23 protein-coding genes and 1 tRNA gene are annotated in these 23,605 nt (G+C 64.4%); 5 read left to right on the top strand and 19 right to left on the bottom strand.

Going from position 1 to position 23,605, the window contains the following annotated elements; all coding sequences use genetic code 11:
• Positions 1-10: 10 nt before the first annotated feature.
• The 15 genes from tatC to FM101_RS14980 all read right to left on the bottom strand — a co-directional run bounded on the left by tatC (position 11) and on the right by FM101_RS14980 (position 14,781).
• Complete coding sequence (gene tatC / locus FM101_RS15050) at positions 11-772, bottom strand: twin-arginine translocase subunit TatC (RefSeq protein ID WP_179204349.1); 762 nt, start codon at positions 770-772, stop codon at positions 11-13.
• Positions 773-820: 48 nt separating this feature from the next.
• Positions 821-1,066: a Sec-independent protein translocase subunit TatA gene (tatA, locus tag FM101_RS15045; protein WP_087001110.1), complete on the bottom strand. Its 246-nt coding sequence runs from the start codon at positions 1,064-1,066 to the stop codon at positions 821-823.
• Positions 1,067-1,091: 25 nt separating this feature from the next.
• On the bottom strand, positions 1,092-1,454 hold the full coding sequence (locus tag FM101_RS15040) for a hypothetical protein (protein ID WP_087001108.1): 363 nt from the start codon (positions 1,452-1,454) through the stop codon (positions 1,092-1,094).
• Positions 1,451-3,508, bottom strand: a complete 2,058-nt coding sequence (locus FM101_RS15035; RefSeq protein ID WP_143269307.1) for a helix-turn-helix transcriptional regulator — start codon at positions 3,506-3,508, stop codon at positions 1,451-1,453. Before FM101_RS15035 ends, FM101_RS15040 begins: the two co-directional genes overlap by 4 nt.
• Positions 3,509-3,582: 74 nt before the next feature.
• Positions 3,583-3,978, bottom strand: coding sequence for an FKBP-type peptidyl-prolyl cis-trans isomerase (locus FM101_RS15030; protein WP_087001104.1), 396 nt, complete (start codon positions 3,976-3,978; stop codon positions 3,583-3,585).
• 32 nt (positions 3,979-4,010) lie between these two features.
• Positions 4,011-4,970, bottom strand: coding sequence for an FKBP-type peptidyl-prolyl cis-trans isomerase (locus FM101_RS15025; protein WP_143269306.1), 960 nt, complete (start codon positions 4,968-4,970; stop codon positions 4,011-4,013).
• Positions 4,971-5,084: 114 nt separating this feature from the next.
• Positions 5,085-6,458, bottom strand: coding sequence for a Pup--protein ligase (gene pafA, locus FM101_RS15020; protein ID WP_087001100.1), 1,374 nt, complete (start codon positions 6,456-6,458; stop codon positions 5,085-5,087).
• 1 nt (position 6,459) lies between these two features.
• Positions 6,460-7,179 carry a proteasome subunit alpha gene (prcA, locus tag FM101_RS15015; RefSeq protein ID WP_087001098.1) on the bottom strand — a complete coding sequence of 240 codons (720 nt, stop codon included), beginning with the start codon at positions 7,177-7,179 and terminating at the stop codon, positions 6,460-6,462.
• On the bottom strand, positions 7,179-7,958 hold the full coding sequence (prcB, locus tag FM101_RS15010) for a proteasome subunit beta (protein ID WP_087001096.1): 780 nt from the start codon (positions 7,956-7,958) through the stop codon (positions 7,179-7,181). The genes prcA and prcB overlap by 1 nt, the downstream gene beginning before the upstream one ends.
• A 2-nt stretch (positions 7,959-7,960) precedes the next feature.
• Positions 7,961-8,158 carry a ubiquitin-like protein Pup gene (locus tag FM101_RS15005; protein WP_087001094.1) on the bottom strand — a complete coding sequence of 66 codons (198 nt, stop codon included), beginning with the start codon at positions 8,156-8,158 and terminating at the stop codon, positions 7,961-7,963.
• A gap of 101 nt (positions 8,159-8,259) precedes the next feature.
• Complete coding sequence (gene dop / locus FM101_RS15000) at positions 8,260-9,867, bottom strand: depupylase/deamidase Dop (RefSeq protein WP_087001092.1); 1,608 nt, start codon at positions 9,865-9,867, stop codon at positions 8,260-8,262.
• The gene (gene arc / locus FM101_RS14995) at positions 9,864-11,636 is read right to left on the bottom strand and encodes a proteasome ATPase (protein WP_087001090.1); all 1,773 of its coding nucleotides are present in this window, start codon (positions 11,634-11,636) and stop codon (positions 9,864-9,866) included. Before arc ends, dop begins: the two co-directional genes overlap by 4 nt.
• 114 nt (positions 11,637-11,750) lie before the next feature.
• Positions 11,751-12,845 carry a tRNA (adenine-N1)-methyltransferase gene (locus tag FM101_RS14990; protein WP_087001188.1) on the bottom strand — a complete coding sequence of 365 codons (1,095 nt, stop codon included), beginning with the start codon at positions 12,843-12,845 and terminating at the stop codon, positions 11,751-11,753.
• 29 nt (positions 12,846-12,874) lie between these two features.
• Complete coding sequence (locus FM101_RS14985; RefSeq protein ID WP_087001088.1) at positions 12,875-14,053, bottom strand: site-2 protease family protein; 1,179 nt, start codon at positions 14,051-14,053, stop codon at positions 12,875-12,877.
• Positions 14,050-14,781, bottom strand: a complete 732-nt coding sequence (locus tag FM101_RS14980) for an HAD family hydrolase (protein ID WP_087001086.1) — start codon at positions 14,779-14,781, stop codon at positions 14,050-14,052. The genes FM101_RS14985 and FM101_RS14980 overlap by 4 nt, the downstream gene beginning before the upstream one ends.
• A 99-nt stretch (positions 14,782-14,880) precedes the next feature.
• Between FM101_RS14980 and FM101_RS14975 the strand changes: the two genes are divergently transcribed.
• Positions 14,881-15,744 (top strand): PAC2 family protein, encoded by an 864-nt coding sequence (locus tag FM101_RS14975; RefSeq protein WP_241895172.1) that lies wholly within the window; start codon positions 14,881-14,883, stop codon positions 15,742-15,744.
• 48 nt (positions 15,745-15,792) lie between these two features.
• On the opposite strand, the gene mshC is transcribed toward FM101_RS14975, so the two are convergent.
• The 3 genes from mshC to FM101_RS14960 all read right to left on the bottom strand — a co-directional run bounded on the left by mshC (position 15,793) and on the right by FM101_RS14960 (position 18,293).
• Positions 15,793-17,052 (bottom strand): cysteine--1-D-myo-inosityl 2-amino-2-deoxy-alpha-D-glucopyranoside ligase, encoded by a 1,260-nt coding sequence (gene mshC, locus FM101_RS14970; RefSeq protein WP_087001085.1) that lies wholly within the window; start codon positions 17,050-17,052, stop codon positions 15,793-15,795.
• 40 nt (positions 17,053-17,092) lie between these two features.
• The gene (locus FM101_RS14965) at positions 17,093-17,917 is read right to left on the bottom strand and encodes an undecaprenyl-diphosphate phosphatase (RefSeq protein ID WP_087001083.1); all 825 of its coding nucleotides are present in this window, start codon (positions 17,915-17,917) and stop codon (positions 17,093-17,095) included.
• A 73-nt stretch (positions 17,918-17,990) separates the two neighbouring features.
• A complete protein-coding gene (locus FM101_RS14960) occupies positions 17,991-18,293 on the bottom strand; it encodes a hypothetical protein (protein WP_087001081.1) in 303 nt (100 codons plus the stop codon).
• 41 nt (positions 18,294-18,334) lie between these two features.
• On the opposite strand from FM101_RS14960, the gene FM101_RS14955 reads away from it, so the two are divergent.
• Positions 18,335-18,580 (top strand): DUF5703 family protein, encoded by a 246-nt coding sequence (locus FM101_RS14955; protein ID WP_428844172.1) that lies wholly within the window; start codon positions 18,335-18,337, stop codon positions 18,578-18,580.
• Between the two features lie 76 nt (positions 18,581-18,656).
• Here FM101_RS14955 and FM101_RS14950 read toward each other — a convergent pair whose 3' ends face one another.
• Entirely contained in the window at positions 18,657-19,985 is a 1,329-nt protein-coding gene (locus FM101_RS14950; protein WP_087001079.1) for a M20/M25/M40 family metallo-hydrolase, read from the bottom strand.
• A gap of 159 nt (positions 19,986-20,144) precedes the next feature.
• Between FM101_RS14950 and FM101_RS14945 the strand changes: the two genes are divergently transcribed.
• The 3 genes from FM101_RS14945 (at position 20,145) to FM101_RS14935 (ending at position 23,477) form a co-directional block, all read left to right on the top strand.
• Positions 20,145-20,229, top strand: a tRNA-Leu gene (locus FM101_RS14945).
• Positions 20,230-20,727: 498 nt separating this feature from the next.
• Positions 20,728-22,125, top strand: coding sequence for a M23 family metallopeptidase (locus FM101_RS14940; RefSeq protein WP_241895164.1), 1,398 nt, complete (start codon positions 20,728-20,730; stop codon positions 22,123-22,125).
• Between the two features lie 74 nt (positions 22,126-22,199).
• Positions 22,200-23,477 (top strand): glycosyltransferase, encoded by a 1,278-nt coding sequence (locus tag FM101_RS14935; protein ID WP_087001074.1) that lies wholly within the window; start codon positions 22,200-22,202, stop codon positions 23,475-23,477.
• Positions 23,478-23,605 lie beyond the last annotated feature (128 nt).

Below are 23,605 nucleotides of genomic sequence, written 5' to 3'. Positions count from 1 at the left end.
TAACCGGCGCCTAGTCGACGGATTCGCCGTTGGCGATCAACCTCTCGTTTTCGGCTTCCTGTTCGACCCTGCGCTTGGCCCGGCGCTTGTCGTTGATCAGGCAGAACACGGTGGCGGCGGCGAAAAGCACCAGCAGCGGCCCGGCCAGCACGAACATCGTCAGGGCGTCACCTCCGGGGGCTGCCATGGCCGCCACCAGACAGATCAGGAAAACGGTGATCCGCCAGTTTTTCACGATCAGTTTCCCGGGCAGGATGCCGACCATGTTCAACCCCACCAACAGCACGGGGATGATCATCGAGATCCCGAAGGCGATCAGTAGGCGCAGCACGAAGCTGAGATAATCCTGCACGGTAATGAGGTTGACCGCGATATCGGGGGTCAGCCCGAGGAAGAACAGCAGGGCATGCGGCAGCACCCAGTAACCCAGATAGATGCCCAGCAGGAACAGCGGGACCGCGACACCGATGAAGGACAGTGCTGTCCGCTTTTCCTTCTTCTTCAACCCCGGGACGATGAACGCCCACAGTTGGTAGAGCCATACCGGGGAGGCCATGATCAGGGCCAGGAACAACGACACCTTGATCATGATGTCGAACGGAGAGACCGCTGTGTTGAAGTTCGCGGTGCCTCCGGCGTCCTTGAGCGGCTGGAAGAGCAGGCCGAGCACCGGCTGGTAGAGGAAAAAACCTCCGACGGCAGCAACGAAAAGTGCACCGAGGGAAATGAAGAGCCGGTTACGCAGCTCGATCAGGTGTGCCTTGAGCGCCATCCTCCCCTCGGGGTTGGATTTGCGCCCTGTCTTTTCCGTCACCGAAAACTAGCGCTTGGGGCCGCGGTGTTCCGGGTCCACGACTTTGCCCTCATAGGGCTCTTCGGTGGCCGTCGGGTCCTGAGGTTCCTGCGGATCCTTCGGGTCGTCGTCCTTCATCTGGCGGACTTCGGATTTGAAGATACGCATCGACTGCCCGAGAGAGCGTGCCAGCCCGGGAAGCTTGGGGGCACCGAAGAGAACCAGTGCCAGCACAACGATGATGACAATGTGCCATCCCTGTAGACCACCCATGGGGGAACTTCCTTTCGTCTGGCTCTCAGTCTACGTCACGCCGGTACAGGTCGCCTACGCGCTGAGCCTGTCCGCGGGCACGTTTTCCGGCGATTCTGCGCTCACGGCGGGCGCTACGGCGGGCCTGTTTGCCGTCGTCATATTCTTGCCTGGCTTCCTCACGGGAACGGAAGAGGGCGTCGGCCCCCGAAGCTGGTCGGTCCCGGCCCCCGAGGTCCTCTTCCAATGCTTCCCCCGGCGGCAAGGCCAGAGCGTCGCCCGCCGCGCTCACGTCATCGAACATGACCATGAACTTGCGATAGAGGTGCAGGGCGCACAGCGCCAGGAACACCAGGGCAGCCAGGGCCAGAACGGTCCAGAGCAGGGTCCAGAACCACCAGGGCATCATGCGTTCTCCTTGGTCAGGGGGTGGGGTTGGCGCGTTTCGTGGGCGGTCAGGGCGGCCTGCAACCAGGCGCGGGTGGTGTCAGCGGCAGCGTCCGGTGCGATCACACGCATCCCACCACCGTGTCGGGCCACCAAACCGGGTAGGAGTTCCGGGGACGGGACGCCGACCTCGGCCACCAGGGTTCCGTCCTTGGCTTTGGCGCTTTGGTAGGGCGCGAATTCTTCGACGAGCCGGTGCAGCCGCGGGGCGAAACCCAGTTCGACGGCGACGTCCTCGGGTGCCGGGGTGTAGAGGCTACCCTCCCCCACGGCATGTTTTCCAGCCTCCCGGGTGAACGTCTCACCGGTGGCCTCGGCGGACAGGATTCGATCCAGCCGGAAGTTCCGTGACCCCTGGGAGCTCCGGCACCAGGCCTGGACGTAGGTGCGCCCACCATCTTCGAGGAGGCGGATTGGTTCGATGTTTCGTTCGCTGATCTCGTCGCGGCTGGGCTGATGATACCGCAGCCGCAGGATCCGGTCGGCGGTCACGGCAGCGGTCACCGTGTCGCGGACGAGCGAGGACTCGGTGGCCGCCAGCCGCGCCGAGGCGATCTGGTCGATATCACCGAATTCGCCGGCCGCCTCACGCAGCTTCCGGAGCGCCCCGCTGGCGGCACTGCGGTCCGTATCGCCGGGCAGGTCAAGGATCGTTTGCAGTCCGACCAACAACGAGAAGGCCTCCAGGAGGTTCATCCGGATCGGTGCCGCGAGGCCCTCGGCGTTGACGATGGAGACCCGGTCCCCTTCCAGATCGACGTCGATCAGTTCATCGGGGAGGCCGTTGGGAACCCCGCAGAGCTGGATCATGGTCAGATCCTCGATGAGACGGCGACGGCTCAACCCGAAATGGGCTGCCGTGTCATCGAGCAGTGGGGCCCCCTCACGGACGACGTAGGCGATGATGTCCAGCGCCCGGGCCACGACGTCGGAGGAGGAAGGACGACCACCTGGGCGGGCCTGCCCGAAGGTGTAGGCGGGCACCGGGGCGTTCTGCGCTTCCCAGGCTCCCTTCAGGCGACGCGCGACGGCGGCGCGCAGGCCTTCGGGCAACAGCACGGCAACGGCAGGACCGAGTTCGGCGAGTTCTGCGCTGAGCGCTTCGTCGTCCTGGTAGTCGAAGCTGACGGTATCGGCACTCTCCTCCGATGCCTCCATTGGCCCCAGGTCCTCCGGGTTCTCTTCCACGGTGGGCTCAATCGCCCGGCTGCGCAGGGCCAGTCCCCGGCCCGGGGCCAGCTTCACGGTGGCCCGTTGGCGGGCCGTTTCGGGGTCCAAACCATCCAAGACATCGGCAACCCGAAAACCATCGGGGCGTTGTACCGTGCCCGGCCAGCGGGCAATTTCCGAGCAGATCCTGGAGAGCCTGAAGATGCGTTGGCTCTCACGGTCACGGTCCCAGCCCACGAGGTACCAGTGACCGAAGCGGCTTCCGATGCCCCACGGTTCGAGGGTGCGCACGGCGGTCTCTCCCGAAGGTGAGCGGTAGCTGAAACGAATGGGGGAACGATCCCAGACGGCACTGAGCACATCACGGAAGGCGGCATCGGCTGCATGCAGCCGCGGTTCGAAGGTTTCGAAGGAGGCTCCGGCGGCGTCGGGGCTTCCGACGGCGGCTGGAGAGAGCCGGTTGAAGGCCCGGTCAGCGGCGGAGGCTATCGTCGGGTCCTTCCAGACCCGGGCCGCCAGGCCGAGCGCCATGGCTTCCTCCGGGGCGAAGGAGACCGGGGGCAGTCGGTATTCCTCGGGCCGGACACGGTAGTGCGTCTCTTGACGGTCGTTGCCGTAGTAGCTGTCCCCGGTCAGGGATTCCAGCGGGACGCCCAGGACCCGCAGATCGCTCTTATCGCGCTCGAATTTTCGTTCAAAGGCCTCATCGGACAGATCCTGGTAATCATCCACGATCCCCCGCAGCTCCGCCCGTGTATAGCCCCGGCGACGGGACATCAGGGCATAGGTGAGGCTGACGAGTTTTTCCGTACGCGATGGCGCACCCGGGTTACGTTTGGCAGACACCCCGCCTACGTTACTAGAAAGCACGACGGCGCCGCCCCCGGTGAGGGGGCGACGCCGTCGTGGTGGTGGGAAGGCTAGCGCACGTCCACCAGATCGACCACGAAGATCAACGATTCGCCGCCGGCGATGGCGGCTCCTGCGCCCCGGTCGCCGTAGGCCAGATGCGGCGGGATCTCCAGGCGCCGGCGTCCGCCGACCTTCATGCCCAGGATGCCTTCGTCCCAGCCCTGGATGACCTGGCCGGTTCCGGCCCGGAACTGCAGCGGTTCGCCGCGGTTCCAGGAGGCATCGAATTCTTCACCCGTGGACCAGGCGACTCCGACGTAGTGCGCCGAAACCGTCGCGCCGGGGCTCGCCTCGGTGCCGTCACCGACGATGAGGTCCTCCGAGCGCAGTTCGGTGGGGGCGCCTTCGGTGGGGAAGTCGACTTCCGGTTTGGTGCGGTCGTATTCACGTTTTCCAAAAGACATATTCGTCCTTCTCCTGTCGCTGTTGAGGGGTTCTACTTCGCTGCCTTGTCGATCGACTTCACGTCAACGACGAAGACGAGGGTACCTTGTGGCATGCCGTCTTGGCCGTCGTAGGCGAGCTTGCTCGGGATCGTCAGCAGAACGGTGGAACCTTCCTTGACCCCTTCGAGGCCCTCGGTCCAGCCTTTGATGACCTGGTCCAGGCCGAAGGTCGCCGGGGTTCCCTTCTCGTAGCTGGAATCGAACTGCTCGCCGTCTTCCCACTGGGCTCCGGCATAGTCGACCGTGATCGTGTCGGTCTTCTTGATCTTCTTCCCGTCGCCTTCCTTCAAGGTGGTGACCTTCAGGTCGGCCGGCGGCTTATTGCCTGCGGGGATCTTCACGGTGCCGCTGCCGTCGTCAGCGATTTTTGCGGTGGCCTCGGCGTCCTTCTTCGCGTCGCCCTTTTCCTTCTGGAAGTCGACCTTGATCTTGTCCTTGGCTCCGACAACCTTCAGGATCAGCAGCTGATCGATCTGCGAGGGATCCGCAGGATCTGCCGAAGAACCGTCTTCCGGCGGGGCTGCGTTCTGGGGATGAACATAGGCGACCCAGGAACCGATCTTGGTCCCGACGAGGATGTCGTGGATTTCGGGATCCTGTTCCTTCAGCTCGTCATTGACGCTCAGGGTCATGGCGGCATCCTTGAACGTGTTGCCGACCTCGCTGCCGTCCTTCAAGTTGTATCCAGCCAACTTATAGGAGACGTCCTGGCCTTCCTTCACCTCGTCCCCGTCGCCTTTTTCGAGGACCTTGGCACCCGGATCGGTCACCTCCAGCGGGGTATCGAACTCGACCTTGGGGGCCGAGTTCTCGTCCTCCCCGGGCGTCAGTTTGATGGAGGAGAGCGGCTCGGCCGCCCCTACGGTCGTCGGGGTTCCGGATCCACAGGCGGTCAGCGCGAGCAGCGCAACCCCGAGAACCAGTGCCAGCAGCTTGCGCACAAAATCCACTTTCGTCGTCGTACATCGATGGTCCACAATCGGCCCCGAACAAAATCACACACATCCGGGCCCCGTCCAGCTTAAGGTCGTCGCCTGTGAATGTGCTGAGGCCGCGCCGGATACCTACTCTTGTGGCCGGATCAGGGCCATGAGTTCCTCCACCCGGGGGTCGACCTGGGCGAAGGGGTCCTTGCACAGAACCGTCTGACCCGCATGGTCGTTGAGTTTCAGATGAACCCAGTCGACGGTGAAGTCACGTCCGGCTTCCTGCGCGGCACGGACGAAGTCCCCCCGCAATTTGGCCCGGGTGGTCTGTGGTGGGGTCTTCGTCGCGGCGGTGATCTCCTCCTCGGAGACGACCGTTTGCGCGCGTCCACCCCGACGCAGCACCGAAAAGAGGCCGCGGCGCGGGTCGATGTCATGATAGGTCAGATCCAGTTGGGCGATCCGCGGGGAGGACAGTTCAAGGGAGTGTTTCTCCTGGTACTCACGAATCAGCCGATGCTTGATGGCCCAATCAATTTCGGTATCGATTCCCGAAGCGTCACCGCCGGCGACGGCGTCCAGGGCGCGACGCCACAGGTCCATCACCTGGGGCACATGCTCGTTATGGGCTCCGTGGCGTTGGATGAAGGTGCTGACCTTCTCGAAGAAGATCTCTTGCAGCTCAAGGGCGCTGAGCTCGCGTCCACTGGCCAGGCGTACCTGGTGCCTTCCGGTGAGGTCATGGGAAATATCGCGGATGCTGCGGATCGGATTCTCCAACCGCAGGTCCTCCATGATGGTGCCCGCTTCGATCATCCGCAGGATCAAGTCAGTGGCACCGATTTTCACCCGTTGGGTTGTTTCGGACATATTGGAGTCCCCGACGATGACGTGGAGACGCCGGTAGTATTCGGCGTCGGCATGCGGTTCGTCCCGGGTGTTGATGATGGGCCGGGACCGGGTGGTGGCCGAGGAAACGCCTTCCCACACATGGTCTGCCCGCTGGGAGAAGGCAAAACGGTGTTCTCCGTCCACCGGCAGGACCTTTCCTGCGCCGGCGAAGAGTTGGCGGGTCACCAGGAAGGGGATGAGAATTTCTGCCAGCCGCGCGAATTCCAGTTTCCTGGGGATGAGGTAGTTCTCATGGCAGCCGTAGGAGTTGCCGGCCGAGTCGGTGTTGTTCTTGAACAGGTAGATGGACCCGTGGAGGCCATCGGCTTTCATCAGGTCCTCGGCGCTGGTGACCAGCTCGTTGAGGATCGATTCCCCGGCCCGGTCGTGGGCGATCAGTTGGGCGACGTCGTCGCATTCGGCGGTCGCGTATTCGGGGTGGGAACCAACGTCCAGGTAGAGCCGTGACCCGTTGGTCAAGAACACGTTCGAACTGCGCCCCCACGCCACCACCGGTTTGAACAGGTACCGGGCGACTTCCTCGGGGGTGAGCGGACGTCCCTCGGGAGCGGAGTAGGCGATCCCGTATTCGGTTTCTATTCCAAAAATGCGGCGGTCCATCTCAGGCACCGTCCTTCCCGGCCAAGGCCTGCAGGATCTCGTCCTTATCCCACCGTTTGAACGTTCTGGGGGGCGGGGTCCTGCCGATCGGGGTGCGTTCGAGCACGGCGACTTCCATGAGATCCACGGCGTCGGTGTCGGGGACCTCGGGCAGGGCCGCGGCGGCGGTGCGGATGACCTCGTCGAAGCCGGCGGTGGCCAGCTGTCTTCCCGACCAGGCGGCGTCCATGGCCTCGGCCAGGGAACGGGCGTCCCCGCCCATGACCACCAGTCCGGGCTCATCGGAGATCGACCCGTCGAAATTCACCCGGTACAACTCGTCGCTGGCGGGGTCCTCACCCACTTCGGCGACCGCCAGTTCGACCTCGAAGGGTTTGGACTCGGCGGTGAAGACGGCACCGAGGCTTTGGGCATAGACGCTGGCCAGCCCCCGTCCGGTGACGTCCTCCCGGTCGTAGGAGTATCCCCGGGTATCGGCGTATCTGACCCCTGCCTGACGCAGGGATTCGAACTCGTTGTATTTACCGACGGCGGCGAAACCGATCCTGTCGTAGATCTCTCCGATCTTGCGCAGCGTCCTGGAGGGGTTCTCGGCGATCAGGGCGATCCCGTCCCGGCAGCTGGCCACAATGACCGACCGGCCCCGGGCGATGCCCTTGCGGGCGAAGTCCGCCCGATCCTTCATGAGTTGTTCGGGTGAAACGTAGAACTGCGCGCTCATCAGGCCTCCCTGGCTGCGGCCGAACGTTCGGCGACGATATCGTGGGCGAGCCGGAGCAGTTCGTCGTCGGGGACCCGTTCCGAGCCCTCGGCGTCGACCCGGTACAGGATCGGCATGAGTTGCCGGACCAGGTCGGGACCTCCGGTGGCCGAATCATCGTCGGCCGCATCGTAGAGGGCCTCCATGGCGACCCGGATGGCGCTCGAGGCGTCCAGCGATGGGCGCCAGAGCTTCTTGAGGGCGCCGCGGGCATAGACGGATCCCGATCCGATGCTGTGGTGTTCGATCTCCTCGAAACGTCCGCCGGTGATGTCGTAGGAGAAAATCCTCCCCAGCTGTTGGCGGGGATCGTAGCCGGCGAATAAGGGGACCACAGACATGCCCTGCATGGCCCGGCCCAGATTCGACCGGATCATGGCCGCCAAACGATTGGCTTTGCCGTCGAGGCTGAGCAGGGCCCCTTCGATCTTCTCGTAGTGTTCGAGTTCCACCTGGAACAGGCGGACCAGATCCAAGGCGATACCTGCCGAACCGGCAATTCCGACGGCAGAGAAATGGTCGGTGGCGAAAACCTTTTGCATATGCCGGCTGGCGATCACGTTGCCGATGGTCGCCCGCCGATCACCGGCCATGACCACACCGCCGTCGTAGGTCAGCGCGACGATCGTGGTGGCCTGCCGGAGTCCTTCAGTGCCGGGCGCCGCCGCGGCCGCCGGCAGCAGATCGGGGTGTTCGCGCATCAGGTGTTCCACAAAGGAGGACCCCTCGGGAATGTGCATGGCTACTGTCCGCCCTTTTGCACGAAACCGCGCACGAACTCCTCAGCATTTTGTTCCAGCACGCCGTCGATATCCTCCAGCAGGTCATCCACACCCTGGGTCTGCTCCTGGGCTGCCGGTGCTGTCGGCCCCGGCGCTGGGGTCTCGTCGACTTCCTGTTCCTGCTTGGACGGCTGCGGCCGCTGCTGTTCCTGTGCCATGAACTACTCCTCACGTCGGGGCGACGGATCGCCGGTCCCTCTATCGTCTCATTGGGTCGTGACCGCTGCTGATGCGGTTCCGGGGCTGGTTCCACCTCGCTTCAGGGGCGGCCTCGGCTCAGTTCGTCAACGAACTCCCCCACGTCCAGGCCTGCATCGAAGAGCCGGCCCACCCTTTCCTTGGTTCCCCGCAGGGGCTCGGGGGTGGCCACCCGGTGGCTGCCGGGACGGCCGGGGATACTGAAGATCACCGCATCCCAGCTGGCCCCCAACACATCCTGCGGGTACTGGCTCAGGCAGCGGCCACGGAAGTAGGCGCGGGTGTCCTCCGGGGGTTCGACGACGGCCCGGGCGATCTGCTCGTGGCTGAAGAGGGTCTCCATCATGCCGCGTCCAGCCAACCGGTGGTAGAGACCTCTTTCGGGACGCAGGTCCGCCCATTGCAGGTCCATCATTGCCAGCCGGTGGTCTTCCCAGCTCATGCCATCGCGCTCACGGTAGCGGTTCATCAAATCCAGTTTGGCGACCCAGTCGACGGTCTTTCGTGCGGCGAAGACGTCCCGGCTCAACGTATCGATGGTGTCCTGCCAGCGGATCAACACATCGGTGGTCGACGCATCGTCAGCCCCGGTGTCGTGGCAATGGGTGCGCGCAGCATCGAGGTAGATCTGTTGGATCTCCAGGGCGGTGGCCCGTCGGCCGTCGGAGAGTTCGACGACGGTTTGAAGGGTGGGGTCGTGGCTGATCTGCTGCAGGGCCGCCACCGGATCACGCAGTTGAAGCTTCGGGGCGGCCCCGGCCTCGATCAGTGAGAGCACCAGGGAGGTGGTTCCCACCCGGAGCAAGGTCGAGACCTGGCCCAGATTCGCGTCCCCGGCAATGACGTGCAGCCGCCGGTACTTCTCCCAGGTGGCATGGGGCTCATCACGGGTGTTCACGATGGGGCGTCTGATGGTGGTTTCCAGTCCGACCTCGGCTTCGAAGAAGTCGGCGCGCTGGCTGATCTGGTAACCGGGTTCCGCCCCGGTCATGCCCCGCCCCACCCGTCCCGAGCCACAGAGGATCTGCCGGGTGGCGAAAAACGGGATCAGTCCTGCCGAAATGTCGTCGAAGGGGATGGAACGCGGCATCAGGTAGTTCTCGTGGGCCCCGTAACTTACCCCCTTGTTATCGGTGTTGTTCTTATACAGCAGGACCTCGGCAAAGCCCGGTGACTCGGCGATCCGGCGTTGGGCGGCCAGGGCGACCTGGTCCCCCGCCTGGTCATAGAGGACCGCGTCGTGGGGTCCGGTGGTCTCGGGCGACGAATACTCTGGGTGGGCATGGTCCACATAGAGCCGGGCCCCATTGCCGAGCACCATGTTCATCAGCACATGCCCGTCGCTGTCCTGCTCCGTGTAGAGGGTCTCCCCCGCCCGCACGTCTCCACCGGCCAAGGCGATTTCCTCGGCGGTCAGCTCACGCGGGGTATCGGTCAGTTGCGAGGCATCGGCCACAGCCCGGGGCATGTTCCACCCCCGGGCGTCGGCCAACGGCGCCTCATCGGCGTAGTCCCACCGGGTCCCTGCCAGCTGCCCGTAGCCTTGCCGGACGGTCGCGGCGTAGGCGTTGATGACCTGGGCGGAGAGGATCGTGGAGTTGGCCCCGGGCTGGCTGGGGGCCAGCACACCGAACTCTGTTTCCAGCCCGATCACCCGATGAACACTCACAGGTACTGCCCCGTATTGGAGTACCCCTGGCCCGGCTCCCGCTCGAGGCTGCGTCCGGTGCCTGAACCTGCCTTATCCGCGACGATCGTCCGGATGTAGGTGATCCTTTCACCCTTCTTACCCGAGATCCTGGCCCAGTCGTCCGGGTTGGTCGTATTGGGCATGTCCTCGTGTTCATGGAACTCGTCGGCCACACCACGCAGGAGGTGGTCGATCCGCAGTCCACGCTCGCCGGAGGTCAACAGTTCCTTGATGGCTGACTTCTTGGCCCGGTCGACGACGTTGCGGATCACGGCACCGGAGTTGAAGTCCTTGAAGTACAGCGTTTCGGTTTCGCCGTTGGCGTAGGTCACCTCGAGGAATTCGTTCTCCTGACCGGTGGAGTACATGGCCTCCACGGTTTGACGGATCATCCCCTGCACGGTGGCTTCGGCGTTTCCCCCGTGTTCGGCCAGGTCGTCGGCGTGCAACGGCAGCTCGGTGGTCAGATATTTGGCGAAGATTTCGGCTGAGCCTTCTGCGTCGGGGCGCAGCACCTTGATCTTCACGTCCAGCCGTCCGGGCCGCAGGATGGCCGGGTCGATCATGTCCTCCCGGTTGGAGGCACCGATGATGATGACGTTATCGAGTTTCTCCACGCCGTCGATCTCACTGAGCAGCTGCGGCACGATCGTGGTTTCCACGTCGGAGGAGACCCCGGTCCCGCGGGTGCGGAACAGCGAATCCATTTCGTCAAAGAACACCACCACCGGGTTGCCGCCGGCAGCCTTTTCCCGGGCGCGGGAGAAGATCAGCCGGATATGGCGTTCGGTCTCCCCCACATACTTATCCAGGAGTTCGGGGCCCTTGATGTTCAGGAAATAGCTGCGTGCGCTCTCCCCGCCCCGCAACTCCGCGGTCCGTTCGGCCAAGGAATGGGCGACGGCCTTGGCAATGAGCGTCTTGCCACAGCCCGGGGGCCCGTAGAGCAGAATGCCCTTGGGCGCCTTCAGCCCATGTTCGCGGTAGAGGTCCTGGTGCAGGAACGGCAGTTCGACGGCGTCGCGGATCTGTTCGATCTGCGGGCCCAGGCCGCCGATATCGGCATAGGAGATATTGGGGACTTCCTCGAGGACCAGGGACTGCATTTCCGAGAGCTGCACCCGTTCGGTGGCCAAACCGGTCCGCGGGTCGATGGCCAGGGAGTCCCCCACCCTGACTTTTTCGCGCAGGAGCGGACCGGCCAGCCGGATGACCTTTTGGTCGTCGGCCCGCCCCACGGCCAGGACCCGTCCGTCATCCATGACCTCCTTGACGGACACCAGTTCCCCGGAGGCTTCGAAACCGAGGCCGGCGACGATGGTCAACGACTCGTTCAGCAGCACTTCCTGCCCCAGCTGCAGGCTCTCCAACTCCAGCAGCGGGCTGATCGCCACCCGCAGTTTCCGCCCACCTTGAATGATGTCGGCGCCGGGGATCCCCGTGGAGGCGATGGCGGTGCCGGCCGCAGGGTGGCTGCGCGCGTTGATCCCCACGATCGTGCCGAACGTGAACGGGGTATCCCCGTCCCGGTCCAACGCCGATTTGAGCGTGATGATCTGTTCCCGGGTGCGTTCGAGCATGGCTGTCAGACGGGCGTTATTGGCCGTCGTCGTGCCCAGTTGGCGATCCAGGTTCCGTGATTTATCACGCAGGATGTTCAGCTGGCGTTCGGCGATCTCGAGTTGGCGTTGGGCCCGATCCTCCCCCGGCGCCCCGTCAGAGGCTGGGGTCGATGTGTTTTCCGGCATATGAGCACCCTTCGTCGCGCCTTGCCCCGATGGGGTCCGTCCTCTTCATCGTAGCCACCCACGGCCGTCCGGGGCATCGATGTTAACCGCAAGTGTCACCGCCCGGACAGCGGTTCACACCTCAGGGGTCGGTTCAGGGAAGTCGGCCGGGTCCAGGCCGTTGCCGTCGGCATCACGGAAAGCGCCGCGTTGTTTCATTGATTTGGCATCCTTGGCGGCCCGACGCAGTTTTTTATCCGACACCCCGCGTTCGCCCAGCCCCGGCGCATCCCAGGCTGCGTCGTCGTGCTCCTTGGTCCAGGCGTGCAGGTCCTCGGCGGCGAACTCGGTGTTCTTCATGCGTTTCTGACCCGGGATGCCGGCGGCCCCGTCGGCGAGCCGGCGGGCGGTGAGCAGGAAGCCGGTATGGGCGACCATGCGGTGGTCCGGGCGGACAGCCAACCCGTCCAGGTGCCAACCGCGGACCATCGATTCCCAGGATTCGGGTTCGGTGAAGCGGCCGTCGGCGCGGATGGCCTCGGCGGTGCGGGAGAGCTGGGTGACGGTGGCGACGTAGTTCACCCAGACACCTCCGGGTGCCAGCACGGTGGCCACGGAGTCCACGCATTCCCAGGGGGCCAGCATGTCCAGGACAACGCGGTCGATGGAACCGGCTTCCTCCGTGGCGGTGGCCTGGTCCTGGAAGTCTCCGATGGTGATGTTCCAGGCGGGGTGTTCGCCGCCGAAGATCGTTTCCACGTTTCCGCGGGCGATCTCGGCGAATTCGGCACGGCGTTCAATGCTGTGCAGGTAACCGCCGTCGCCCACGGCCCGCAACAGGGAAATCGACAGGGCCCCGGAACCGACACCGGCTTCCAGGACGCGGGCTCCCGGATAGATATCGCCCATCGTGACGATCTGGGCGGCGTCCTTGGGGTAGACGACTGCTGCACCGCGGGGCATGGAGAGCACGAAGTCTTTGAGCAGCGGACGCAAGGCCTGGTAGCGCCGACCCTCGGAGTTTTCCAGCACGATGCCCTCGGGCTGGCCAATCAACGCGTCGTGGTCCAGTACCCCGCGATGGGTGTGGAACTGGCCGCCGGGAGTCAGCGTCACGGTGTTCATCCGGCGTTTCTCATCGGTGAGCTGGACCCGGTCCCCCGGGGCGAAAGGGCCGCGACGGTGGGCGGCACCATGCGGTGCTGCGGGCTGCTGGGGGGTTTCGTTCATGCTGGTGCTCGTTCCGTTGACGGGGTGGTTCATGAGCCGGCCTTCTTGCCGGTGATGGCGGAGACGACGGTCCGCTGCAGGAGCAGGCCCACGATCCTGCCGCTGTCGTCGACGACCGCATATTCGCTGCCATCCAGGCTGGCCAGATAGGTGACCAGGTCCCGTCCCGAACGGCTGACCGCCACCACGGCTCCGGGTGCCAGGGCCCGGGCCACGGTCCCTGCCCCGGTGGTGGCGCGCAGTGCTCCGGGGACCGAGGCCACCGAGGCCCGGTCGACGACGGCTTCGGGCCGGCCTGCGGAGGAACACAACAGGAGGTGGCCTGGATAGTGGGCTAATCTGCGGTCGATGTCGGCGACGACGGCTGTGCTGGGCAGCGCAGTGGCCGGCTCCATCAGTTCACCGGCGCCGATCCGTGGCAGGCGCAACCGCATTTTGGCATCGTTGATGGCCCCGGTGGCCCCCACCCAGAGGAATCCGCAGAGCAGCACCGCGATGATGGTGACCTGCAGGTTGATCGGTTCCCGGTTGAACAAGGGGAGGACCACGAAGTAGATCCCCAGACCGATCACGATGATCCGGCCTGCCCACCCGGCAGCCACGGTGCCCTTCTCTTGTGAACCGGTACCGGCCCAGACGGCGGATTCCACCAGCCGGCCGCCGTCCAGCGGCAACCCGGGCAGGATGTTGAAGATGGCGACCAGCAGATTCGCCCAGACCAGGATGGTCAGCAGCAGTCCGGTCACCCCCACCGGCTCCAGGTTCACGATGGCCAGGTAGCCCAGTCCGGCCAACAGGAAGTTCGCTGCCGGCCCGGCCAGCGCCACGAGCAGGGACTTGCCCGGGGTGGCATGGAAGGACCCGAACTGGGTATGTCCTCCCCACAGGGTGAGCACAATATGGGCATTGGGCCAACCGAAGGCGGTGGCACAGAGCGCGTGGGCTAGCTCGTGGATCAGGATCGACACGGCCAGCAGGACCGCATAGCCGAAGGAGACGGCGTAGGCGCCCCAACCGATCCCCGGCAGGATCCGCATCACATCAGGGGTGAAGACCAGCAGGATAAAAGCGGCGATCAGGAACCATGACCAGGCCAGGTAGACGGGGATCCCACCGATGCGCCCCAACGGGATTCCCGGTCGGCGGGTTTTCTCCTCGCCGGGGACCGGGGCGTTGTGCTGGCCTGTTGGCTGCGCGGGACCGCTCATCCGGCGTCTCCTGCGGGGGCCACGAAGGAGTCCAAGTCTCCGGCGGTCACACCATCAAGCGTCGGCCAGACCGTCCAGTTTCCGGTCTCGGGCAGGGTCGAAAAATGGGGGACCGCAACGGTCGGTGTCCCGCTGGCCGCCGCCGAACGCACTCCGGGATCGGAGTCCTCGATCGCGACCGCCCGGTGTCGTTGCAGCGAGGTAACGTGCTGTCCCATCCGCTCCAGGGCCAAGAGATACGGTGCCGGATCGGGTTTGCCGGCGGGGACCATATCCCCGGTGATCAAGAATTCGAAGGTTCCGGAGGGCAGGGAGTCGGCGACGAGTTGCGCCATCGGCCCCTCGGACATGGTGACCAGCGCACACGGCACCCCGTGGGCGCGAAGATCGCCCAACAGCTCCCGGGCTCCTGGACGGAAGACCATGTTCTCGCTGAGGCCGCGCACCACGCTCGCCGTCATTTCGTCGATGATCTCGCGGATTTCAAGGTCGACGCCGGCCTGACGGAGGATCGCCGCACTGGTGGGCAGGGCCTGACCGATCAGTGCCTGGGCCTCTTCATCGCTCCAGGTGCCACCGTGGCGGTGGACCAGTTCCTTCTCGGCAGCAATCCAATACGGCTCGGTATCGACGATGGTCCCGTCCATGTCCCAGAGCACGGCTTGTAGCCCGTCGTGGGCGTCGAAAACGTTCGTGGTACGTGGGGCGCGGGTGGGGAAGGCACTCATGCCTCGATTCTACGTGGGCGGGCACGTTGCCATGGCCACCGTTCGCGTTAGGGTGAGAGCGTGGCTGAGAATAATGAATCGCAGGGCTCGCTCACCGAGCTGATTGCGGCCGAGGCGCGTCCGGGAACCGGCGGCAGGCGGCCCACCATCATGGTGGTCGCCTTCGGCGGCTGGAATGACGCAGGTGAGGCCGCCAGCGATTCCTTACGCTTCCTGGCCCGGCACTTCGAGGCAAAGAAGGTTGCCGAGCTTTCGGAAGACGACTACTACGATTACCAATATTCCCGCCCGTCGGTCCGGCGCAATGCCGCAGGCAAACGCACGATCCGTTGGCCCAGCACCCGCATGTTTCGCGCGCAGATCCCCGGTACGGGGGTCGACCTGCTCTTGGTGCGCGGGACGGAACCGACCTATCGTTGGCAAGCCTTCACCGCCGAGCTGCTGACCCAGGCAGAACTGCAGAACGTGAAGGCAGTGGTGCTGGTGGGCGCACTCTTGGCCGATGTCCCCCATACCCGGCCACTGCCGGCCAGCATCACCAGTGAGGACGGGCATCTGCGTGCGCTCCTCGGTGCCGAACGGACCACCTATGAGGGCCCGACAGGGATCCTGGGGGTCTTGGCGGAAACCTCCGACTCCGCGGGCCTACCCACCCTGTCGATCTGGGCTGCGGTCCCCCACTATGTGGGCCACTCCCCCTCGCCCAAGGCGACCTTGGCGTTATTAACCCAGCTCGAGGAAGTGCTCCACACCTCCTTCGATCTCACGCTGCTCACCGAGGAGGCCGAGGCCTGGCAGCGGGGCGTGAATGAGCTCTCCGAGGAGGATCCTGAGGTTGCCGCCTATGTGCAGCAACTCGAGGAGTCACAGGACGCGACCAAGCTGCCCGAAGCCAGCGGTGAGTCGATAGCCCGGGAATTTGAACGTTATTTGAAACGGCGCGACGGCGGCACTGACGGCTAGCGTTTCATCTGCGCGCAGGGCCCGAAGCCCCGCGCACCAGGCCTGCTGCTAGGCCAGCTTCAAGCCCAACAGCGCATCCAAGGCGGCCAGGACCGTGGCGCTTCCCTGAGCTGTCGGATCGTTTCCGGGGCCTTCGGACGCCCACTCGTCGAGGGCCTTTAATGCCGAGGGCGAATCCAGGTCGTCGGCCAGGTGGCTACGCAGCTGTGACACGAGTGCCTCAGCACGTTCCGGCGTCGTACCGGCAGCCCGGGCCCGCCAGGCAACCAGGCGGTTCTTCGCTTCGTCCAGCAGTTCCTCGGTCCACTCCCAATCGGAGCGGTAGTGCTGGCCCACCAGGACGGCGCGAACGGCCATGGGGTTCTCCCCTGCGGCGCGCAATTTGGAGACCAACACCAGATTGCCCAAGGATTTGCTCATTTTTTCGCCGTCCAGGCCCACCATTCCGGTATGGACATAGTGTTCGGCCAACGGTTTGCCGTCCCCGGCCGTGGCATGGCCTGCCGAGAATTCGTGGTGCGGGAAGATCAGGTCGGTTCCGCCCCCTTGGACGGTGAACGGGGCCGGCAGGAAACGCCGGGCGATCACCGAACATTCGATATGCCAGCCGGGGCGGCCTTCACCGAGGCTGGCCCCGTCCCAGAAGGGTTCGTCGGGGCGGCGCATCCGCCACAGCAGGGGGTCCAGCGTGTTCTTCTTACCGGCTCGTTCGGGATCACCGCCACGTTCTGCGAAGAACGTGGCCATGGTCTCCTGGTCGTACCCGCTCACTGAGCCCAGCCGCCAGACGTCCGAGGCGGCGGCGTCGGAGTCGAAGTAGATATCGCCGTCGGGCTCATCCCCGGCACCGGGCACCCGGTACGCCAGCCCTGCCGTGAGCAGGTTCTCCACGACCGGCACGATCCAGGAGACCGATTCGACGGCACCAACATAGTGTTCGGGGGGGATGACGTTCAGCGACTCCATGTCGGCGCGGAACAGGTCGGTCTGCCCTGCGGCCAAGTCCATCCAGTCGACGCCGGTTTCGGTGGCGCGTTCAAGCAGCGGGTCGTCGACGTCGGTGACGTTTTGTACGTAGGTGACCTCCAACCCGGCGTCCCGCCAGAAGCGGTTGAGCAGGTCGAAGGCCACATAGGTGGCGGCGTGCCCCATATGGGTGGCGTCGTAGGGTGTGATCCCGCAGACGTACATCCCTGCCTGCTTCTTCGTGTCAGGGGACACGAGTTCTCGTGTCGAGGAGTCAAAGATCCGCAACGGTGGAGGGGTTGCCTGGAGGGTGGGAATACTGGGCGCGGGCCATGCGTGCACGAAGGATCGGCCTTTCGAAAGCGGGGTATGGATGGGGGAATCAGGCGTTGATGACGTTGAAACCCAGGAGGACGAACAGCACCAGACCCAAAGCGATCCGGTACCACACGAAGACACTGTAGCTGTGGGTGGAAACGTATTTCAGGAACCAGCCGATGATCACAAATCCGACGGCGAAGGCGATGACGGTGGCCAGGATCGTTTCCCCGCCGGAGTAGACGCTGGGTTCGCCGAAGCTTTTGAAGGCCTGGAACAAGCCGGAGGCGAAGACTGCCGGGATGGCCAGCAGGAAGGAGTAGCGGGCCGCTGCTTCACGGGTGTAGCCCATGAGGAGACCGCCGGTGATGGTTCCGCCCGAGCGGGAGACGCCGGGGATCAGGGCCAGCGCCTGCGCTAGACCGAAGTAGATGCCGTGTTTGACGGACAGTTCCTTCAGCTCACGTTTCTGCTTGCCGTAGTGGTCGGCAATGGCCAGGAAGACGCCGAAGACCACGAGCATGGTCGCCACGAGCCACAGTGATCTGAAGGTCGTCTCGATATCGTCTTGGAAGAGCAGCCCCAGCACACCAATGGGCAGGGAACCGACGATGATGAGCCAGCCCATCCGGGCATCGGGGTCGCTATGCGGGATTTTTCCGACGATGGCTTTGAACCAGGCGCCGATGATCCGCACGATGTCACGCCAGAAAAACATGACGACGGCGGTTTCCGTGCCGAGCTGGGTAATCGCGGTGAAGGCGGCCCCCGGGTCGGCCGCATTGGGCAGGAATTCCCCCACGATGCGCAGGTGGGCGCTGGAGGAAATAGGAAGGAACTCGGTCAGTCCCTGGATCAGGCCCAAAAAGGCCGCTTCAAACCAATTCACGCGTGAAACACTACTTCACCCCGGGCGCACCGGGACCACTTATGTGGCGCGTGCCGCATGGAAGAACGCTGGATCAGGGACGGTCGTCCGTCTCCGCGGGGTCTTCCCCGTCGCCGGAGTCATCCATACCGTCGTCATCGTCATCGTCATCGTCGTCGAGGTCGTCATCGTCGCTGTCGTCGTAGACATCCAAGGGGGTGACTTCGCCATAGGTGTCGTAGAGGGAGTCTTCGTACTCCTCAAAGGCGTCCATCATCCGGTAGGCGGCGCTCTCCACCGCGGGGTCGTCATCGCCCCGTCGTGAGGCCACGGCGGAGAGATGTTCTTCAAACGAGGCAACCAGTGCCTGAAGCGCAACACGCGGATCTGTGCTCATGGTCTAGACGTTACCCGTAGAGCGAGCAGAATGGAGAGAAGATGATGAAAAACTCCTCAGCTGCAGCCCGGAAGACCACCGACCACTCGGCGGGCTTCGAATACCTGGTTCTCACGGTTCGTCCCGGCCAGTCGATCGCCGATGCCCGTCGCGAAATCGTCGAGCACGCCGAATACGGTAAATGGGAACTCCGCACCACGCGGATCTATATGGGCGGCATGCGTCGCTATTGGATGCGTCGCCGCGTGATGCGGGTGGCCAGCACCTTGGACACCTTCCCTAGCTGAGAACCTTCGCGGTGGGGCCGGGACGGGTTCCCTGCCCCCCATCCCAGCCCGGCCACCTGTTGGGCTGTGGTGCGCTTCAGTAGGTGCGCAGCAGCCGGGAGAGGACCCGAGTACCGAACTTCAAGGCCTCCACCGGAACTCGTTCGTCCACGCCATGGAACATGCTGGTGAAGTCCAGGTCGTCGGGGAGCTGCAGCGGCGCAAATCCGTAGCCGGTGATTCCTAGCCGGGAAAGCGACTTGTTATCGGTGCCGCCGGAGAGCATATACGGCAACACCACCGACCCCGGGTCTTCGGCCGAGATCGAAGCGACCATATTGTCCACCAACGTCCCCGAGAAGGGGACCTCCAAGGACGTATCGGAATGCTCGGTGGAGAAATCCACGCCGGCACCTGCTAGTTCTCGCAGGGTTTCGTACAGCAATTCATCGCGTCCGGGCAGGGTCCGACAATCGAGAAACGCCTCGGCGGCACCGGGGATGACGTTGTGCTTATACCCGGATTTCAGGGCCGTCGGGTTCGAGGTGTTTTGCAAGGTGGCGCCAACGAATCGGGAAACATTGCCCAGGGCGTCCAGCAACGGGCCCGGGTTCTGTTCCTCGAATTCGATGCCGGTGAGTTCGGAGACCCCTTCCATCAGCGCCCGTGTCGTCTTGGTGTATTCGATCGGCCACTCGTATCCACCGATGCGGCTGATGGCTCCGGCCAGCCGGGTCACCGCGTTTTCGTCGTTGATCTGCGAACCATGCCCTGCTCGGCCACCGGCATGCATCGTGAGCCAGTGCAGACCCTTTTCTGCCGTCTGCAGGAAATAGGCTCGTCGCCCACCGACGGTTGAGGAGAAGCCGCCCACTTCGCTGATGGCCTCACCCGCGCCGGCGAAGACCTCAGGGTGGTTCTCGACCATCCATCCGGCCCCGTACGTCCCGCCGGCTTCCTCGTCGGCGAAATAGGCGAAGATGATATCGCGTTTGGGTTTCACCCCTTCACGGTGCATCTGTCGCTGCACGGCCAGGATCATGGCGTCCATGTCCTTCATGTCCACGGCTCCACGGCCCCAGATCAGCCCGTCCTTGACCTCGGCAGCAAAGGGATCCACGCTCCAGTCCTCGGCCTGCGCGGGGACCACATCGAGGTGGCCGTGGACCACGAGCGCCGGCAGTGAGGAATCTTGGCCTTCCATCCGTGCCACGACGCTCGCCCGGCCCGGGGAGGATTCATAGATTTTCGGGTCAAGTCCTCCCCCGGCCATCAACTCGGCGGCATACTCGGCTGCGGGCCGTTCGGGGCGGGCCTCGTTGCCGCCGAAGTTGCTGGTGTCGAAACGGATCAACGTCCGGCAAATTTCTTCGACTTCGTCGGCTGCCGTGATGCCTGCAGCACCATGGTTTCCTAGCTCAGTCATGACCTGACCTTCCGGGTTGTTCGGGTGGTCCCAGCCTAGTCACCCAAGCAAAGAGGGTTGAATTGGGAACTGCCCCACCGACATGTTAGAGTCTTACTCGCTGCTTTCGCCGGGCAGGAAGTCCAACGAGTCTTCCGAACCGGTCGCATCGCACCACCTGCGCGGGTGGCGGAATAGGCAGACGCGCTAGCTTGAGGTGCTAGTCCACGTATAGTGGGTGGGGGTTCAAGTCCCCCTCCGCGCACGAAATAAGCCCCGGAATTCCGGGGCTTTTTTCATGCCCAGGAACAAGGTGCTCGACGTCGCCGTCCGGCCACTTCCAGGATCCGGGCTTTTTCTCGGGCTTCTCGGACCTCTGGTCCAAACCCACGCGCAGGGGTAGCCTAAGGTCCACCACGCTCCGCGCGAGAGATGGGTGTCGCGATGTGGGCAACGGGGCCAACCACTCGGGGGAAACATGGGTGCACGGGTGCACGAGCACCAGCCAGAGCATCACCACGCCCCGCGACGTTCTACCGTCAAACGTTCCCTGGTTAAGTGGCTGGGTCTGGCCACAGCTGGGGCCCTTCTCCTCGGCACCGCACCCGCTGCTGGCAGCCTTCCAGCACCGAACGCTGCGCTGCCTCCGACCAGTTCCCCTTCTTCGGACGCTCAACCCAGCAGTTCCGTGCAGCCCGTTTTCGCGATGGTCGCCGGAACGTCCCCATTGCGGGATCCAACCGCAGGTTCCGGCAGTGCCGGCATGGAGTGGTCCCCGGGCTACCAGCCGGAAATCACTTCTAGCGTCAGCCCCGACGGCAGTCCTGCCGATGGGGAGGGCATTCCTTCACGCCGCGGCGTGGACCACGTCACCACCGGCCCCACAGGGTTGCTGCCCGGTGGCCTGACCCTCTCCGCACCGGTGGAAAGCACCCGGATCACCAGTGGCTTCGGCTGGCGTTTGAATCCCACAGGCCCCGGATCCTATATCCACATTGGTCAGGACTACGGTGTCGCGTGCGGCACCCCGGTCAGGGCGGCGGCGGCTGGTCGGGTCGTCCAATCGGCGTGGGCCGGACATTCGGGTCAACGAGTCCGCGTCGATCACGGAAGCGGCGTCGAAACCGCCTATAGCCACAATTCGTTGCTGGTGGCCAGCAAGGGTGAGCGTGTGCAGCAGGGTGACCTTTTGGCTCTCTCCGGCACGACGGGGAACTCCACGGGTTGTCACGTGCACTTTGAGGTCTACCTCAACGGCAAATGGGTCGACCCGGCAAAGTATCTCCCCTTGCTGCCGGGTCAGAAACGTCCGGTTTCCGGACAGGAACTGCGCCAGATCGCCCAAAGCCGCCTCTCCCCGGCTCCCTCGCCCCGTCCGTCAACGAACACGACAGCTTCAGGCTCCACCCCACCACCCCCCGTACGTCAGAATGCTCAGCCCTCCACCGCTGCCGCTTCGAAGACCCCTACCGCTGCCGGACCCGCGCCGAAAGCCCCGAGGACGCCGAAGCCCATGGCAACGGCCAGGCCCACGCCATCCACGGCACCCACACCGTCGCAGGTGACGAAGGATCCCGAGCCTCCCCAGCAGAAGGACAAGAAACCTGCGCAGACGCCCACCACGCCGAGTGCTGCGGCGCCGAGCACCGCGGCTCCCCCGAAGACCACCCCGCCCGCAGGCCCGGTCCAGTCCCCGGCGCCGACTAAGAAACCCACGACGAAACCCACACCGCCGAACACCCTGCCGCCTCAACCAACGCCCACTCCGACTCCCACCCCGGACAAGCCGACGCCTACCCCGGATCCAGGAACCACGGTTCCGCCGACCCTCAGCCAGCTCTGCCTCGCCTACACCAACGAGGACCTTGAGGCGACTGAGGCTCATGAAGGCCATCCGAAGCCTCGTAAGTCCCGCCTGTTGAACGACGTCGAGCTGGGCTTCCTACAAGGGGCCTTGGACGCGCACCTTAGCGCTGCCGAAAATCCCCAGACCGAGGAGTTGAAACCGCCTCTTTCAGTCCACGATGTGGTCGACCACTGCGGTGATTGGTTCCCGCAGAAGATCGATGAAGACACGACACCGGCTGATATTGAGGCCCTCGTGAAGGCAGCAGTTCTGAAGATCGAGAGTGCCCAGGACGCCGACGACAGCCAAAAGTAGTGCCCGGCCGACGGTTCGGACTACTCTTCAAGGGAACGCCCGGCCACTCTCCATTGCTCTCTTCCAGGACCTCCATGACGCACGCCACCGACACGGCCGCCCCTTCACCGGCAGCCGCGACATCGCATCCACTGCGCGTGGCCATGCTCTGCCTCCATACTTCTCCGTTGGACCAGCCGGGTTCGGGTGATGCCGGTGGGATGAACGTGTACGTCCGTGAGGTCGCGCAAGCCATGGCAGCCGCCGGGCTGATCGTGGAGATCTTCACCCGGGGCCCCCGGAACACCCCACCGGTTTTCTTGAACGAGCGGGTGACCGTCCACCATATTCCGGCGGGCCCCGATGGGCCGGTGGCCAAGGAGGGCCTGCCGGCCTACCTGCCGGAGATCACCGCGTCGATCGCCGACGGGGACTATGGCCCCTTCGACATCATCCACAGCCACTATTGGATGTCAGGCCTCGTCGGGCTGGAACTGGCGGAGCGTTGGGAGGTGCCTTTGGTGCACACCATGCACACCTTGGCCAAGGTCAAACGCCGGCTCCAGCAAGATGCCGAGGAAACGGACAGCCGGGTTGAGGCAGAGACCCTCTTGGCCCGTCAGGCCACGCGCCTGACGGCCAATAGCCGGGCCGAGGCTGATGAGTTGGTCAACGACTACGGTGCCGAACGTGCCCGTATCGACCTCGTGGTTCCGGGCGTGAATCTGTCGACGTTCCATCCCGCAGGCCCGCAGATGTGGATCGCCGAGGCAGGACATACTCCGGGTCCAGCCATCGATCCATTGCGTCTGGTCTTTGCTGGACGTATCCAGAAACTCAAGGGTCCCCAAGTCCTTTTGCGGGCCCTCGGGCTGCTGGCCCGTACCCGTCCGGATATCGAGGTCGAACTGGCAATCATCGGTTCCCGCAGTGGTTCGAAGGACCTGGACTTGGCGCGGCTGATCGACGAGGAGCAGCTTCATCAGATCGCCCATCTGCTCCCACCTTCTCCGGCCCATGAGCTCGCTGCCTGGTTCCGGGCCGCCGATGTGGTGGCCGTGCCTTCCTATAGCGAGTCATTTGGCTTGGTGGCCATGGAAGCTCAGGCCTGCGGCACCCCGGTGTTGGCTCATGACGTCGGTGGTTTGCGTCATAGTGTCGCCGATGGTTCCACCGGGGTCCTCGTCCCCGACCTCTCGGCCGAGAGCTGGGCCGAGGCCATCACCCATGCGGCGACGCACCGGACGGAGATCGCACACATGGGCAAGACGGCCGTGGAGCGGTCCCATGGATTCAGTTGGGTTCATACGGCAACAGCGACCCGGGCCAGTTACGCCAAGGCTGCTAGTGATTCGGCCGAGGTAGCCACCTGACCCTGCGGGCGCGTTGGTGCCCTATCGGCCCCACCCGAGAGAAGTCCCTCGTCATCTTTTTCCTGCTGGGATAGTCTGATGGGTCGGCACGGTTCCCCCCGTTCCGGAGCCCTGAGGTTTCATTGAAA

The sequence above is a fragment of the Arthrobacter rhombi genome, assembly GCF_900163545.1.
Classification (GTDB): Bacteria; Actinomycetota; Actinomycetes; order Actinomycetales; family Micrococcaceae; genus Arthrobacter_H; species Arthrobacter_H rhombi_A.
Note: the sequence above shows the minus strand (reverse complement) of the source record. Positions and strands in the feature narration are given on the sequence as shown.

Excerpts from the sequence above, each read along its gene's own strand:
- tatC (WP_179204349.1), bottom strand. The coding sequence starts at position 772 with ATGGCGCTCAAGGCACACCTGATCGAGCTGCGTAACCGGCTCTTCATT.
- tatA (WP_087001110.1), bottom strand. The coding sequence starts at position 1,066 with ATGGGTGGTCTACAGGGATGGCACATTGTCATCATCGTTGTGCTGGCA.
- FM101_RS15040 (WP_087001108.1), bottom strand. The coding sequence starts at position 1,454 with ATGATGCCCTGGTGGTTCTGGACCCTGCTCTGGACCGTTCTGGCCCTG.
- FM101_RS15030 (WP_087001104.1), bottom strand. The coding sequence starts at position 3,978 with ATGTCTTTTGGAAAACGTGAATACGACCGCACCAAACCGGAAGTCGAC.
- pafA (WP_087001100.1), bottom strand. The coding sequence starts at position 6,458 with ATGGACCGCCGCATTTTTGGAATAGAAACCGAATACGGGATCGCCTAC.
- prcA (WP_087001098.1), bottom strand. The coding sequence starts at position 7,179 with ATGAGCGCGCAGTTCTACGTTTCACCCGAACAACTCATGAAGGATCGG.
- prcB (WP_087001096.1), bottom strand. The coding sequence starts at position 7,958 with ATGCACATTCCCGAGGGGTCCTCCTTTGTGGAACACCTGATGCGCGAA.
- FM101_RS15005 (WP_087001094.1), bottom strand. The coding sequence starts at position 8,158 with ATGGCACAGGAACAGCAGCGGCCGCAGCCGTCCAAGCAGGAACAGGAA.
- arc (WP_087001090.1), bottom strand. The coding sequence starts at position 11,636 with ATGCCGGAAAACACATCGACCCCAGCCTCTGACGGGGCGCCGGGGGAG.
- FM101_RS14990 (WP_087001188.1), bottom strand. The coding sequence starts at position 12,845 with ATGAACGAAACCCCCCAGCAGCCCGCAGCACCGCATGGTGCCGCCCAC.
- FM101_RS14985 (WP_087001088.1), bottom strand. The coding sequence starts at position 14,053 with ATGAGCGGTCCCGCGCAGCCAACAGGCCAGCACAACGCCCCGGTCCCC.
- FM101_RS14980 (WP_087001086.1), bottom strand. The coding sequence starts at position 14,781 with ATGAGTGCCTTCCCCACCCGCGCCCCACGTACCACGAACGTTTTCGAC.
- FM101_RS14960 (WP_087001081.1), bottom strand. The coding sequence starts at position 18,293 with ATGAGCACAGATCCGCGTGTTGCGCTTCAGGCACTGGTTGCCTCGTTT.
- FM101_RS14955 (WP_428844172.1), top strand. The coding sequence starts at position 18,335 with ATGATGAAAAACTCCTCAGCTGCAGCCCGGAAGACCACCGACCACTCG.
- FM101_RS14950 (WP_087001079.1), bottom strand. The coding sequence starts at position 19,985 with ATGACTGAGCTAGGAAACCATGGTGCTGCAGGCATCACGGCAGCCGAC.
- FM101_RS14940 (WP_241895164.1), top strand. The coding sequence starts at position 20,728 with ATGGAGTGGTCCCCGGGCTACCAGCCGGAAATCACTTCTAGCGTCAGC.
- FM101_RS14935 (WP_087001074.1), top strand. The coding sequence starts at position 22,200 with ATGACGCACGCCACCGACACGGCCGCCCCTTCACCGGCAGCCGCGACA.